Source organism: Methylobacterium sp. CM6241, from assembly GCF_054817845.1.
Genome location: NZ_CM139246.1, coordinates 1,648,835 through 1,661,950, shown reverse-complemented (window position 1 = coordinate 1,661,950; position 13,116 = coordinate 1,648,835). Strand labels below are relative to the sequence as shown.

Here is a 13,116-nt window from a genome sequence, read left to right as displayed (position 1 = left end):
TGTAATTACATCGAGGCGTCAGGTCGAGATGAACCAGCCTGTTCCGGACGCCGAAAGGCGGTCCGGACTGTTAGGGTCCGAACCGCCCGTCGCCGACCGCTCCGAATTCCTACCGCGTCGTCGGCAACAGCCAGTTCGGCAGCCACATGGCGATGCCGGGGACGAGGCAGAGGATCAGGATCGCCACGGCCATCAGGATCACGAAGGGCAGCGTGCCCCAGATGATGTCTTTCAGCGGGATGTCGGGGGCGATGTTCTTGATGACGAAGATGTTGAGGCCCACCGGCGGGTGGATCAGCCCCATCTCCATGGTGATGGTCATCACCACGCCGAACCAGACGAGGTCGAACCCGGCGGCCTTCAGCGGCGGCAGGATGATCGGCGCGGTCATCAGGATGATCGAGACCGGCGGCAGGAAGAAGCCGAGCAGGATCACGAGGCCGAGGATCGTCACCAACAGCACCCATTTGGACAGCTGCATCGCCACGATGGCGGCCGCCGCCGATTGGGAGATGTGCAGGTAGCTCATCACGTAGGCGTAGAGGAGCGACATGCCGATGATGAGCATCAGCATGGTCGATTCCCGCAGGGTCGCGGCGAGGATCGGATTCACGTCTTTCGGGCGCCAGACGCCGTAGATGATGGCGATGAGCCCAAGGGCCAGCAGGCCACCGAGGCCCGCCGTCTCGGAGGGCGTGGCATAGCCGCCATAGAGCGCCACCATCACGCCGGTGAGCAGGATCACGAAAGGCAGCACACGCGGCAGCGTCGAGAAGCGCTGGCGCATGCTGTAGGTGTCCTCGGCCAGGATGGCCGAGGCGGTGCCGTGACGCTCATAGGCGTCTTTCGCAGCGGCGTATTCCGAGCGGAAGCGATAGACCGACCAGGCGGCGAACAGCCCGACCAGCAGCATGCCCGGCCCGATGCCGGCGAGGAACAGGCGTCCGAGCGACTGCTCGGCGGCGACCGCGTAGAGGATCATGGTGATGGAGGGCGGCAGCAGGATGCCGAGGGTACCGCCCGCCGCGATGATGCCGGCGGCGAAGCCCGGCGAGTAGCCGCGCTTCCTCATCTCCGGGATGCCCGCCGAGCCGATGGCCGAGCAGGTGGCGGGCGAGGATCCCGCCATGGCGGCGAAGAGCGCGCAGGCGAAGACGTTGGCGATGCCGAGGCCGCCCGGAATCTTGTGCATCCAGGCATGCATGGCCGAGTAGAGGTCCTGGCCCGCCCGGCTACGGCCGATGGCTGCGCCCTTCAGGATGAAGAGCGGGATCGACAGGAGGGTGATGGAGGCCATCTCCTCGTAGACGTTCTGCGCCACCGTATCGAGGGAGGCCCCGGGCATGAAGAAGAACATGAACGCCAGCGCCACGAAGCCGAGCGCGAAGGCGATGGGAATGCCGGCGAGCATCGCGCTGAGCGTCGCGCCCGCATAGAGGAAGCCGATGGCCGCGACGCTCATGGGTGGGTGCCCGTCTTGAGGGAAGGTGCATTGAGATCGGCGCCGAGGCCGATCTTCGGATTGGCCCAGCCGGCCGCGCGCGGGCCGTAAGTCAGCGCCTCGATGATCTGCAGCAGGAATTGCAGGCCGAGGAAGGTCATTCCCACCGCCATCAGCGCGTAGGGAATCCACAGGGGCGGGCCCCAGGAGGATTGCGAAACCTGGCCGTCCACCCAGGCCTCGTGCAGCAGGGTCCAGCTCTTCCAGGCGAAGAACGTGACGAACACGATGCTGATGATGTCGGCCATCAAAAGGCGGGCGCGGTTCACACGGGGCGAGAGCAGGCCGCTCAGGGCCTCGATTGCCACGTGGCCGCGCTTGGCCTGCACGGCGGCAGCGGAGAAGAAGGTGGCCCCCACGATGAGGAACACCGCCATCTCGTCCTGCCAGTCGGTGGGCTCGTGCAGGGCGTAGCGCACGACCACGCTGTAGCTGAGCACGAGGCAGGCACAGACCAGGGCAATGCCGCCGAGCAGCATGATCACCCGGTTGATCGCCTTCATGCCCCGGTCGAGATGCCCGAGCACACCGGGAATCCGGGGTTCGGGCGCGGCGATAGCGGTCTCTGAAGCGGCCGAGGCCGCGTCGAAGGCGTGGCTCACGAGACCTGCTCCGCCAGCTTGAGGAGCTCGGCGCAGCTGGCCGACTTACCCGCGAAGTCCTTCCAGGCGGTCTCGCGGGCGATGTCGCGCCACTGACCGAGGGTCTTCTCGTCGAGGTTCTGAACCTTGGCCCCGGCCTTGGTGAAAATCTCCTCGACCTTGGTGTCGTCCGCCTTGGCGCCGGCTTGGCCGAAGGGTTCGAGTTCGGCTCCGATCGCCATGATGAGATCCTGCTGGTCCTTGGGCAGGCGGTCGAACGCGATCTTCGACATCATGATCGGCTCGAGCATGAACCAGTAGGAGCGCTCGCGACCCGAGGTGAGAGACTTCGACAGTTCCTCCAGGCGGAACGAGATCAGGCTGGTGGAGGAGGTGATGACCGCATCGCAGGCGCCGGTCTGCATGGCGGCGTAGGATTCGCTCGACGGGATCGACAGGGTGGCCGCACCCGCCTGCTTCATCATCAGGTCCATTTCACGCGAGCCGCCGCGCACCTTGAGGCCCTTGGCATCCGCGGGCGCGTAGAGGGGACGCTCGCGGCTGGCGACGCCGCCCGATTGCCAGACCCACGACACGAGGAGGATGCCCTTCGAATCGAGGATCTCGGTGATCTTCCGGCCGACCGGCGCCTTCTTCCAGGCGATGGCCTGCTCGTAGGAACTCACCAGCGCCGGCATCAGGCCGATATTCATCTCGGCCACCTCGCCGCCCGCGTAAGGTGACGGGTAGAGCGACAGGTCGAGCGCTCCTTTGCGCATGGCACCGAACTGGGCGTTCGTCTTCATCAGGGACGAGCCCGGATAGACCTGCACCTCCAGCGCGCCCTTCGACCGCTCGGCCAACATGGCGGCGAACTTCCGGCACATGCGATCGCGGAAATCGCCCTCATCGATCGTGCCGCCGGGGAACTGGTGGGAGAGCTTCAGGGTGGTGGCCGCCTGTGCCTTCAACCCCATCGACAGGATGGCGGGGGCGGCGAGGCCGGATGCGACGAGGGCGCGGCGTGTCAACGTCATGGCGTCTCTCCCATGCGGACCTTTGCGGTCTCGCTGTATTGCGGCGCAACATTTATACTGCAACGCCCATTCGATATACCAGCGAACTATGTCTTGTATATTTTGTCAACGCCCATGAATAATAGCGAATGCGAATTTCGATTGGAAACACAAGGGTGGAATCGCTATGAGCCGATCGCTCAGCCTCCGGCAGACGATCGAGACGGAAATCGTGGATGGCCGGTTGGCCCTCGGCTCCCGCCTCGATGAGACCGAGCTTGCCGAGCGCTTCGGAGTCTCGCGCACGCCGATCCGTGAGGCTCTGCTGCAACTCGCGATGACCGGCCTCGTGGAGATCAAACCGCGCCGGGGTGCCATCGTGAGCGCCCCCGATCCTGAGTTGCTCATCGCCATGTTCGAGACGATGGCAGAAATCGAGGCCTCATGCGGCCGGCTCGCCGCGCGCCGGCTGATTCCGGCCGACGAGAAGGCCCTGAAACAGGCTCTCGCAGCCTGTGCCGTAGCGGCGGCGGATGGCGACCCCGAGACCTACTACCAAGAGAACTACGTCTTCCATACGGTGATTTATCGGGCCTGCCGCAACGACTTCCTGTGCGAGCAGGCGCGGCTCCTGCACCGGCGCCTGACCCCGTTCCGCCGGATGCAGTTGCGAGCGCGCCACAGGCTCGGGCAATCCCTCGCCGAGCACGAAGCTATCGTCGCCGCCGTCGTCGCCGGCGACGAGATCGCAGCGGCGGACCGACTGCGTGCGCACGTCATCGTGCAGGGTGACCGCTTTTCCGATCTGGTGGTCAATCTGCGCTCGATCAACAACGCAGCGTGAGATCGGCCTGATGACAACAGTCGATGTCTCTCATGAGGCTTTCGGGCGGGGGCAAAATAATCATTAGGGATTGCCCCCCATGGTTACGGCGCTCTTGCACAGACTCGCTCGTTACCCTGGACCGTTTCATGCGCCCCTCCATCAAGACAACGCTCATCGGCCTCTTCACCGCGCTCGCCATCATTACGACGGTGCAGGGTGTGGTTGCCTTGCGGAAGCTCGACGGCATCGGTGGCCGTATCGAATTGCTGGCCTCGAACGCGCTCCCCTCCGTCGATGCGGCCCATAGCCTGAGCGCGCTGGTCATGCGGACCCGCCTTTGGCAGTTCCGGTATCTGATGGCGGATGACGAGGCCGAGCGTGCCCTGAGCATCAAGAACGTCGGCGACATGATTCAAAACGCCGAGAAGGGCAGAGCAGCCTATCTTCCGCTCATCAGCTCGCCATCGGAACAGGCGTTGTTCGAGGACTTCTCCGCCAAATGGCAGGTCCTGCAGAAGGGTTGGAACGCCCTGCTCGAGATCGATACCAGCCAGCGCGCGTCGCTGACCGAGCGCTTTCGCGGCCCGATGAATGCCGAGTACCTCGCCGCGACCGCCGCCGCGCGCAAGCTCGTAGAGCTCAATGGGCAGGCCGGGACTGCCGCGAGCGTGGCGGCGCGCGAAGAACAGGCCGAGGCGGTCCTCACCACACGGACGATGCTCGCCATTTCCGTCGCCATGGCGCTGGCCGCCATGGCGTTCGCTCTCCTCGGCGTGTCGCGTCCCATCGAGCGGATCACGGCGGCGATGCGCCGGCTGGCCTCCGGCGAGACCGATGTTGTGATCCCCGGTATCGGGCGGACCGACGAGATCGGCGCGATGGCCGGCACCCTCGACACGTTCCGGGACAATCTGGTGCGGACCCGTATCCTGGAAGCCGAAACCGCGCAGGCCCGTGCCGATTCAGAGACCCAGCGCAAGATCGCCGCCCTCGCATTGGCCGATGGTTTCGAGAATGCGGTCGGCGATATCCTGACCCGCGTCTCGGCGGCGGCGACCCAGTTGCGCGCGACCTCACAGAGCATGTCGGGCACTGCGACGCAGACCGCGCAGCAATCGGTCTCCGTGGCGGCAGCGGCGGAGCAGGCGGGCACCAACGTCACCATGGTGGCGGCGGCGGCCGAGGAGCTCGGCTCGTCCGTCATGGAGATCGGCCGTCAGGTCGATGGCTCCACTAGCTTGGCTCACCGTGCGGTAGAGGATGCGACGCGGACAGGTGCGCAGATGAAGGATCTGAGCGATGCGGCCGCAAAGATCGGCGACGTCGTCGCTATGATCGCCACCATCGCGGGCCAGACCAACCTCCTCGCGTTGAACGCCACCATCGAGGCCGCGCGCGCCGGTGAAGCGGGCCGGGGCTTCGCCGTCGTGGCGGCGGAGGTCAAGGAACTCGCCAACCAGACCGCGCGGGCGACAGACGAGATCGGCAGCCAGATCAGCCGGATCCAGGGCTCCACCGGTCAAGCCGTCACGGCCATCGAGACCATCACGGCCCGCATCCGCGAGATCAGCACCGTTGCGACGTCGATCGCCGCGGCAGTCGAGGAGCAGGGTGCGGCGACGCAGGAAATCGTGCGCAACATCAACCAGGCCGCGGAGGGGACCGGCGAGGTGACGACCACCATCGCGAGCGTGGCGGGCGCCGCCGAGGAGACGGGCGCCGCGGCCTCCCAGGTCCTGGCATCGGCCTCTGAACTCTCACGCGAATCGGAGCATCTCAACGCCGAAGTGGCTCAGTTCCTCGCAACGATCCGCGCGGCCTGAGCAGCACCGCCCAACGTCGTTACGCCACCGCGTCCCGGGGCCCGGATAGCGGAGCTTCGGGATTGCCCATCGCGGAATGCCGGGGTGATACCAAGTCCCGGTCCTTCACTCGCCGGCGCCGAAATTCTCGGCGATGACCGGGGTCTTCGAGCGGATATGGTCACGCATGACCGTGGCCAGCGCCTCGCCATCACGGGCGTGGAGCAGCGCGATCATCCGCTCATGCTCGGAGACGGCCCGGCTCCATTGCTCGGCGGTCTGGTGGACAGCGTAGCGCGATCGCTGAATGCGGCCGGACAGGCTCGCATAGATGGTGCCCAGCACCGAGTTGCGGCTGGCCGCCATGATCGCCTCGTGGATCGCGCGGTTGAGCCGGAAATACGTGGCTTCCTCGCCGTCCTTCCAGGCCCTGACCATGTCGTGATGGTCCTGCTCGATGGCGGCGATCTCGTCGTCGCCGATCGTGCGGCAGGCGAGATCGGCGGCCGTCGCCTCGAGTCCGGCGATGACCTCGATCATCTCCTCGATTTCGGCCTGAGACAGGCTGGCCACCCGGGCGCCCCGGTTCGGCAGCAATTCGAGCAGCCCCTCGGTGGCGAGGATCTTGATCGCTTCGCGAAGCGGTGTGCGCGAGATGCCGAACCGCTCGGTAAGCTCGCTTTCATTCACCCGCGCGCGCGGTTCGAGCTCTCCCGACTGAATCAGATCCCGCATCCGGTCCACGACTTCGTCATGGAGGTAGCGACGATTGATCCCGATCGCCGAGTCGAGCTTTTCCATGGGGGCGTAGGTCTTGATGTTGGAGGGGCGATACTCTCCAGACGTGTAGGCGTCGGGCAACGGCCTGTCGAGGGAGTGCCCGATTAGTTGTTTTTATTAGCCTCACACAAATAACTTCTCTCCTGTGTGCAGCCTCCCTCCGGTCAGTGCACCTCCTCGTGCCAGGTCCGTCCATCCCGCTCGATCAGCGCGATGGCAGCGGTTGGCCCCCAGCTTCCGGCCGGATAGGCGCGGGGCGGCTCGGGCCGGTCGGCCCAGGCCTTCAGCAGCGAATCGGCCCAGGCCCAGGCCACCTCCACCTCGTCGCGGCGCATGAACAGGGTGGCGTTGCCGCGCACCACGTCCATCAAGAGGCGCTCGTAGGCATCGGGATAGCGCTGCTTGAAGGTCTCTTCGAACGAGATGTCGAGATTGGTGGGGCGCAGCCGCATGCCGCCCGGACCGGGGTCCTTCGTCATCACTTCCAGCTTGATCCCCTCCTCCGGCTGAAGCCGGATGACGAGGCGGTTGGGCTCGCGCCCGAAGGATTCGGCCGGGAAGATCGAGAAGGGAGAGGCGCGGAACTGCACCACGATCTCGGAGAGCTTCTGGGGCAGGCGCTTGCCGGTGCGGATGTAGAACGGCACGCCGGCCCAGCGCCAGGACTGCACCTCCAGCTTCAGAGCGACGAAGGTCTCCGTGCGGCTCTCCGTCTCGCCGCCGAGATCGGCGCGGTACCCCTGGACCGGCTTGCCGTCCACTGCGCCGGCCGCGTACTGGCCGCGCACGGTGACGGACTGGACATCGTGGGGCGTGATCGGCTTCAGCGCACGCAGCACTTTCAGCTTCTCGTCCCGTACCGAATTGGCATCGAGTGTGAGCGGGCTCTCCATCGCCATCAGGCAGAGAAGCTGGAGCAGGTGGTTCTGCACCATGTCGCGCAACGCGCCCGACGTGTCGTAATAGCCGGCCCGGCCCTCGACACCCACCGTCTCGCCCACGGTGATCTGTACGTGATCGATGACGTCCGCCGTCCACAGGCGCTCGAAAATCGTGTTGGCGAAGCGCAGGGCCAATAGGTTCTGCACCGTCTCCTTGCCGAGATAATGATCGATGCGGAAGATCTGCTCTTCAGGGAAGACCTCGCCGACCGCGTCATTAATGGCGCGGGCGGATTTCAGATCCTTGCCGATCGGCTTTTCCAGCACGACCCGCGACTTCTCACCGATGAGCCCGTGGACCGAGAGGTTGCGGCAGATCGAGCCGTAGAGATCCGGCGAGGTGGCGAGATAATAGGGCCGCACCTGGTCCGGCCGCTCCGCGAGCTTGGCGGCGAGATCCTCCCAGCCGTCGTCGCCGGCCCCGTCCACGGCCACGTAATCGAGGTGATCGAGGAAGGCGCCGAGCTTGTCCTCGACGAGATCTCGGGCCGGGACGAAGCGCTTGAGCGCATCGCGTGCGCGCTCGCGAAAGGCATCGGCGCTCATCTCCGAGCGCGATGCGCCGATGATGCGGCTGGTGCCGGGGATCTGGCCGTCCTTGTAGCGGTAGTACAGGGCCGGCAACAGCTTGCGCGTGGTCAGATCGCCGGTGGCGCCGAACACGACGCAATCGAAGGAAGCGACTGGGATGATGGTGGCCAAAGGGCGGCTCCCGTTCTGATATCCCCGATGACGGGGCTGTTGCCGTGGATCGCGTTCGTGAGGACCGACATCCGTCCCGTACCATGCAAGGCACCCGCCATAGCCGGGACCAAGCGCACGCCCAAGCTTCAACAGGCCAATCGGCCGATAAAAGGGCCTAGCCCCCGCTCAGCCCATATGGCGCTTGAAGGCATCCGCGTAATCGGGGTGCCAGCGCGAGAGCGCGGGCCGGTTCTCGATCACGTCGCCCGCCGTCCAGGCGATGCGGTGTTCATCCTGGGCGCGGGTGGTCTCGTTGTCGGGGCAGAGGATGTAGAAGTCCCCCTGCCCCATCGCTTCGACCATGAACTGCACCGTCTGCTCCGGTGTCCAGGCGCCGTCGGGCTTCTCGGCCACGCCCCGCGCCCTGGTGAGGCTGGTATAGACGAAGCCCGGAATCAGGAGATGCACGCTGACCTTGGCCCCGTCGCGCCCGCGCAGGTCGTGAGCCAGGGCCTCGGTGACCACTTTCACGCCCGCCTTCGAGACATTGTAGGGCGTGTTGCCCGGCGGCGTGGTGATCCCCTGTTTCGAGCCGGTGACGATGATCGCGCCGGGTGCGCTCGCCTCGGCCATGGCGGGCGCGAAGGCCTGGATACCGTTGACGACGCCCCAGAGGTTGGTGTCGAGGATGCGCCGCCACCTCGCCTCGTCCGAGAAGAGGCGGCCGCCCGCTTCGATGCCGGCATTGAGCATGACGATGGCGGGTGGCCCGCCCGCCGCCTCGCGCAAGGCCTCCACGTCCTCGCGCCGGCCGACATCGGTGGGGCACGCCATAACCTGCGCGCCCGTCGCCGCGATCTCCGCACGCGCCGTCTCCAGCGTCTCGCCGGGCAGGTCGGCAAGGACGATCCTCATGCCCGAGGCGGCGAACCGCTTGGCGGCGGCGAGGCCGATGCCGCTCGCGGCCCCCGTCACGACGGCCGTGCCGCCACTCCGGATCGCGGGATGATGAATCATGGCCTGACCTCCTCGACGTTTCGGATTGGCCTGGAGGTAGGGCGAGGCGTCCCGATTTGTCAGGGCCTGCGGATGGGAATGGGTGGGAACTTGGTAACCATCCGGCCCGCATGATCCGGACCTCTCTGCTCACGAGGGTTGCCTGTGTCGTCGCGTTGCGTCGTGTTCCCGTCGATCCTGCGTGCCGGCCTGTCGCCGCTCGCGCTGATGCTGTGCCTCACAGGAGTTCGAGCCGAACCGGCTCCATCCCTTCCGGAGGCCCCACCCGCCACCGCCAAGCCTGCTGCCAGGGCCGAGTCCAGCCCGAAAACCGATGCGGCCCCGAAATCCGCACAAACATCGGGGAACGCGGCCCCGCAATCCGCCCCGCTGGCTCAGGGAGCGGAGCCGGCTCCGGCGGCGCCGAAGAAATCCCGGGAACTCCCTCCCCTCGTGGTGGCGCGGGTCTCCGACGATCCGGTGCCGACGCTCGCCCCCTCGACCTTCCTCGATACGTTCCGCATGGCGGAGCGCTACCAGGCCATCGTCGATGCCGGCGGCTGGGGCACGCTGCCCGCCGATCTGACGATCAAGCCGGGTGCCCGCGACCCGAACATCCCTGCACTCCGACAGCACCTCGTCCTCACCGGGGACCTGCCGGCCGGCGTGCCGAGTTCGGACCTGCTCGACCCCGTCCTCGTTTCGGCGGTGAAGGCGTTCCAGGCCCGCCACGGCCTGCCCGAGACCGGCATGATCGGCCGCCAGACGGTGACCGCCCTCAACGTGCCGGCGGCGACCCGCCAGCGCCAGCTCTCGGCCTCGGCCGCGCGGCAAATCGGCTCCAACTTTCCCTATGGCGACCGTTACGTGGTGGTGAACATTCCCTCCGCCGCCGTGGAGGCGGTGGAAAACGGCGTCGTCGTACGCCGCTACGTGGCCGTGGTCGGCAAGCCCGACAAGGCGACGCCGAGGATCGAGGCGCGCATCACCGACGTGAACCTCAACCCGACCTGGACCCTGCCGATTTCCATCATCAAGAAGGAGATCATCCCCAAGATGCGGAAGGATCCAGGCTATCTCGCCCGCGAGCGGATCCGCATCCTCGGCCCCGGGGGCGTCGAGGTCGATCCGACGACGATCGACTGGGCGGGCGAGAAGGCGGCGAATTACACGCTTCGCCAGGATTCGGGCCTCGATAATTCCCTCGGTCAGGTCCGCATCGACATGCCGAACAAGCAGGCCGTGTACATGCACGACACGCCGTCGAAATCGCTGTTCGCACGGGAGGTACGGTTCCACTCGCATGGCTGCGTGCGGGTGGCTCAGGTGAAGGAACTGGCGGGCTGGCTGCTGGAGGGCACGCCCGGCCCCAACGGCCCCGGCTCGACCTGGGGACCGATGGAGATCGAGGCCAACATCGCCACCAACGAGCGGGTCGACATCAAGCTGCCGAAACAGATCCCGGTGACCTTCGTGTATCTCACCGGCTACGCCACGCCGGATGGTCGCGCCCATTTCCGCGACGACATCTACGGCATCGATTCGCCGGCGGTACCGATGCGGGATGCGGTCATCACGGGCTCCATCACGCCGAAGAAGACGGCGCCGGTGGCACCCGCCAAGGCCATGGGCGACGCGCCGGTCCCGCCCGGCAGGATACCCGCCAAGGCGGCGCGACCGGACGCGAACTGATCGGATCAGCCGCGCTGCAGCAGCTCGATCCGAACCCCGTCCGGCCCATCGAGGAAGGCGGTGCGAAGCCCGGGGCGGACATCGGTGATGTCGATGACGAAGGCGACGCCGCGACGCTTCAGATCGGCGACCGTGCCGTCGAGGTCGTCGACCGCCAGGCCGATATGCTCGATGCCCCGGTTAGGCGGCGTGGCAGAAGGGCCGGCTTCCGGTGCATGCTCGATGAACAGGGTGAGCCCACCGAGGTCGAGGACGACGCGGGTCACGGTGGCGCCGCCGTCACGGGTGAGTTCGCGGGCGCCGAAGGTCTCCACGTAGAAACCGGCGGCCGACACCGCGTCCTGACTGCGAAGATGGAGGTGTTCGAAGCGGAAAGTCATGCGGTCCTCGCTCTGTGCCGAGACTCGTGGCAGGCATCGCGCCCACGCCGTGTTCGAGACCTTGCCCGATCCCAGCCGATGCCCCAGCGGCTCAGGGATAGCTCGCAGAAGCCACCGTCAACGGCTGGCAGGGGAGATCGCGATACAAGGCCCCGCCCGTGTCCGGGCGAGGCGGTCGGCGTGAGATGATCCTGCGGGATCAGGCCTTAGGAATCGAGGCCGGCATCCTCGTCGATATCCACGAGGAACACGATATCGGCGTCGTCTTCGCCGTCCTCGTCTTCGTCCTCATCGGGCTCTTCGGCGCTCTTGGCATGACGCATGTCGGGCTCGAACGGAGCGTCTTCCTCTGAATCGTCCTCGGCCAGAGCATCCTCGAAGATTTCGATCTCGTCCTCGGTGGCGGGACGGATCTTGAGCTCGGAGGTGCCGTTCCACAGCACCTTGCCGTCGCTCTTCATCGCCTGGATGTCTTCCTTGAAGCCGTCGCAGGTGAACAGGTCGCGAGCGGTTTCCTCGGTCCCGTTGATGACCGCGATGGCCACGCCATCGATATCGAGAGTGAACATCGCACAATCCTCGTTCTGGGCGCGCCGGAAGGCGGCCGCGTCGGTGTGGGAATCGTCAGCCCGACAGCCGCTCGTGTAGGGGCGAACGGGGCCGAGGCCAAGACCTCAAGCCAAGACCTCACACCAAGACCTCTCGCGTTGTCCGGTGCGGTGCTGCGCTCAGGCTCCACCGGCCGCCCGGCCGATCGCGCGCTTGACCACGCCCTGGACCTCGGGATTCGACAGGAACAAGTCGTGGTTGATGAGGCCGCCGCCGTAATCGGACGCATCCGCCACCCTCACGCCCAGGGCCTCCAGCCGCTCGCGGTCGGCCGCGCCCGCACGGACGACGCCGCCCGCGATGGCACCGGAGAGTTCCAGTGCGCGGTCGTTGGTCGAAGAGATCACCGTGATCTTCGAGACGTCCGGCCCCATTCGCTCCACCGCGCCGGTGAACAGGTCGATGTCGATATCGGGCGCCGCGAGGACGATGGCGCCGATCCGCGCCATCGCCGCCTCGCCGGCCTCGGCACGCAGCATACGGATGGTCTCCAGGGTCAGGAGAGTTCCCATGGAATGGGCAACGATGTTGATGCGCCCGCCGCTCGGCGAACTCGCCAGCGACTTCAGCAGGTCCTCGAACGCATCGCGTGACCACAGAGCGCTCTCGCGGTCGTAACCGTAATCGAAGGTGGCGGCCGCCGACGGCCAGGTGAACAGGCCCGATGCGCCCCTAAAATGTATGCCGTCGGAGAGCCGGGCTGCGCTGACTGCCGCCGAAGCGAAGCTCTCTCGGTAGCCGTGGACATAAATCAGCACGTCTCGCCCGAAGGCCGCCTGGGTGAAAGCCGCCGCCGCGCCCGCCCCGGTCTCCACCTGCGGCACGGCGGTCACCGCCCAATCGCCAGACACCACGGAGGAGACCTTGCCGATGAGCGACCGGTCCGGCGCTGAGAGGCGCACCTCGGCAAAGCTCAGGCCGCGGCCGCGCTCGGAACTGAAATACGGGCTCTTGGGCGGGTTGCCCACGGGCTTGCGCGTCGTCGCCACCAATAGGATCGGGCTGACGTCGAGATTCGACTGGCGCTCGGGTCCGGTCCCACCGGTGACGAGCCCGTCGGCGACGCAGCCGGCGAGGCCCGGCGTCAGGCTAGCAGCGCCCATGAGCGCGGCGGCGCGGAACAGCGAGCGGCGGGTCGGCAGGGATGCCCCAACAAGGTGGTTTCGGATCATGGCGTACTGACGGCCTCGTGACGGCCCGGCGCTTCAAGTCCCGGCCCCTCCTCCTACCGTGTCGGTGACGATCGTGACCATGGCAGGGCATGAGCGTGGCGGGGGCCGATGTGAATAGCGGGCAGAGGCCGGCCTG

Annotated in this window: 12 protein-coding genes; 3 read left to right on the top strand and 9 right to left on the bottom strand. The window is 66.6% G+C overall.

Features of this window, described 5'->3' with window-relative positions:
• Nucleotides 1–109: 109 nt before the first annotated feature.
• The 3 genes from ACYQR9_RS07690 to dctP are packed head-to-tail and all read right to left on the bottom strand — an operon-like array spanning nucleotide 110 to nucleotide 3,119.
• Complete coding sequence (locus ACYQR9_RS07690) at nucleotides 110–1,462, bottom strand: TRAP transporter large permease (protein ID WP_056423642.1); 1,353 nt, start codon at nucleotides 1,460–1,462, stop codon at nucleotides 110–112.
• The gene (locus ACYQR9_RS07685; RefSeq protein WP_461229226.1) at nucleotides 1,459–2,103 is read right to left on the bottom strand and encodes a TRAP transporter small permease; all 645 of its coding nucleotides are present in this window, start codon (nucleotides 2,101–2,103) and stop codon (nucleotides 1,459–1,461) included. The genes ACYQR9_RS07690 and ACYQR9_RS07685 overlap by 4 nt, the downstream gene beginning before the upstream one ends.
• On the bottom strand, nucleotides 2,100–3,119 hold the full coding sequence (dctP, locus tag ACYQR9_RS07680) for a TRAP transporter substrate-binding protein DctP (protein ID WP_056423638.1): 1,020 nt from the start codon (nucleotides 3,117–3,119) through the stop codon (nucleotides 2,100–2,102). Before dctP ends, ACYQR9_RS07685 begins: the two co-directional genes overlap by 4 nt.
• Nucleotides 3,120–3,285: 166 nt before the next feature.
• Between dctP and ACYQR9_RS07675 the strand changes: the two genes are divergently transcribed.
• Together ACYQR9_RS07675 and ACYQR9_RS07670 are read left to right on the top strand one after the other, a co-directional pair.
• Nucleotides 3,286–3,942 carry a GntR family transcriptional regulator gene (locus ACYQR9_RS07675; RefSeq protein WP_461229225.1) on the top strand — a complete coding sequence of 219 codons (657 nt, stop codon included), beginning with the start codon at nucleotides 3,286–3,288 and terminating at the stop codon, nucleotides 3,940–3,942.
• A 128-nt stretch (nucleotides 3,943–4,070) separates the two neighbouring features.
• Nucleotides 4,071–5,747, top strand: a complete 1,677-nt coding sequence (locus ACYQR9_RS07670; RefSeq protein WP_461229224.1) for a methyl-accepting chemotaxis protein — start codon at nucleotides 4,071–4,073, stop codon at nucleotides 5,745–5,747.
• 105 nt (nucleotides 5,748–5,852) lie between these two features.
• Here the strand turns inward: ACYQR9_RS07670 and ACYQR9_RS07665 are convergent, their stop codons facing one another.
• The 3 genes from ACYQR9_RS07665 to ACYQR9_RS07655 form a co-directional block, all read right to left on the bottom strand.
• Nucleotides 5,853–6,527, bottom strand: a complete 675-nt coding sequence (locus ACYQR9_RS07665) for a GntR family transcriptional regulator (protein WP_207410388.1) — start codon at nucleotides 6,525–6,527, stop codon at nucleotides 5,853–5,855.
• Nucleotides 6,528–6,670: 143 nt separating this feature from the next.
• Nucleotides 6,671–8,149 carry a glucose-6-phosphate dehydrogenase gene (gene zwf / locus ACYQR9_RS07660; protein ID WP_056423632.1) on the bottom strand — a complete coding sequence of 493 codons (1,479 nt, stop codon included), beginning with the start codon at nucleotides 8,147–8,149 and terminating at the stop codon, nucleotides 6,671–6,673.
• A 168-nt stretch (nucleotides 8,150–8,317) separates the two neighbouring features.
• Nucleotides 8,318–9,148 (bottom strand): SDR family NAD(P)-dependent oxidoreductase, encoded by an 831-nt coding sequence (locus tag ACYQR9_RS07655; RefSeq protein WP_461229223.1) that lies wholly within the window; start codon nucleotides 9,146–9,148, stop codon nucleotides 8,318–8,320.
• A gap of 144 nt (nucleotides 9,149–9,292) precedes the next feature.
• Between ACYQR9_RS07655 and ACYQR9_RS07650 the strand changes: the two genes are divergently transcribed.
• Nucleotides 9,293–10,819 (top strand): L,D-transpeptidase family protein, encoded by a 1,527-nt coding sequence (locus ACYQR9_RS07650; RefSeq protein WP_461229222.1) that lies wholly within the window; start codon nucleotides 9,293–9,295, stop codon nucleotides 10,817–10,819.
• Between the two features lie 5 nt (nucleotides 10,820–10,824).
• Here ACYQR9_RS07650 and ACYQR9_RS07645 read toward each other — a convergent pair whose 3' ends face one another.
• The 3 genes from ACYQR9_RS07645 to ACYQR9_RS07635 all read right to left on the bottom strand — a co-directional run bounded on the left by ACYQR9_RS07645 (nucleotide 10,825) and on the right by ACYQR9_RS07635 (nucleotide 12,980).
• Nucleotides 10,825–11,199: a VOC family protein gene (locus tag ACYQR9_RS07645; protein WP_056423625.1), complete on the bottom strand. Its 375-nt coding sequence runs from the start codon at nucleotides 11,197–11,199 to the stop codon at nucleotides 10,825–10,827.
• Nucleotides 11,200–11,405: 206 nt separating this feature from the next.
• Nucleotides 11,406–11,768, bottom strand: a complete 363-nt coding sequence (locus tag ACYQR9_RS07640) for a hypothetical protein (RefSeq protein WP_018045358.1) — start codon at nucleotides 11,766–11,768, stop codon at nucleotides 11,406–11,408.
• Between the two features lie 159 nt (nucleotides 11,769–11,927).
• Entirely contained in the window at nucleotides 11,928–12,980 is a 1,053-nt protein-coding gene (locus tag ACYQR9_RS07635; RefSeq protein ID WP_056423623.1) for an alpha/beta hydrolase, read from the bottom strand.
• Between the last annotated feature and the right edge of the window lie 136 nt (nucleotides 12,981–13,116).

Excerpts from the sequence above, each read along its gene's own strand:
- ACYQR9_RS07645 (WP_056423625.1), bottom strand. The coding sequence starts at position 11,199 with ATGACTTTCCGCTTCGAACACCTCCATCTTCGCAGTCAGGACGCGGTG.
- ACYQR9_RS07690 (WP_056423642.1), bottom strand. The coding sequence starts at position 1,462 with ATGAGCGTCGCGGCCATCGGCTTCCTCTATGCGGGCGCGACGCTCAGC.
- ACYQR9_RS07675 (WP_461229225.1), top strand. The coding sequence starts at position 3,286 with ATGAGCCGATCGCTCAGCCTCCGGCAGACGATCGAGACGGAAATCGTG.
- ACYQR9_RS07640 (WP_018045358.1), bottom strand. The coding sequence starts at position 11,768 with ATGTTCACTCTCGATATCGATGGCGTGGCCATCGCGGTCATCAACGGG.
- dctP (WP_056423638.1), bottom strand. The coding sequence starts at position 3,119 with ATGACGTTGACACGCCGCGCCCTCGTCGCATCCGGCCTCGCCGCCCCC.
- ACYQR9_RS07635 (WP_056423623.1), bottom strand. The coding sequence starts at position 12,980 with ATGATCCGAAACCACCTTGTTGGGGCATCCCTGCCGACCCGCCGCTCG.
- ACYQR9_RS07665 (WP_207410388.1), bottom strand. The coding sequence starts at position 6,527 with ATGGAAAAGCTCGACTCGGCGATCGGGATCAATCGTCGCTACCTCCAT.
- ACYQR9_RS07670 (WP_461229224.1), top strand. The coding sequence starts at position 4,071 with ATGCGCCCCTCCATCAAGACAACGCTCATCGGCCTCTTCACCGCGCTC.
- ACYQR9_RS07655 (WP_461229223.1), bottom strand. The coding sequence starts at position 9,148 with ATGATTCATCATCCCGCGATCCGGAGTGGCGGCACGGCCGTCGTGACG.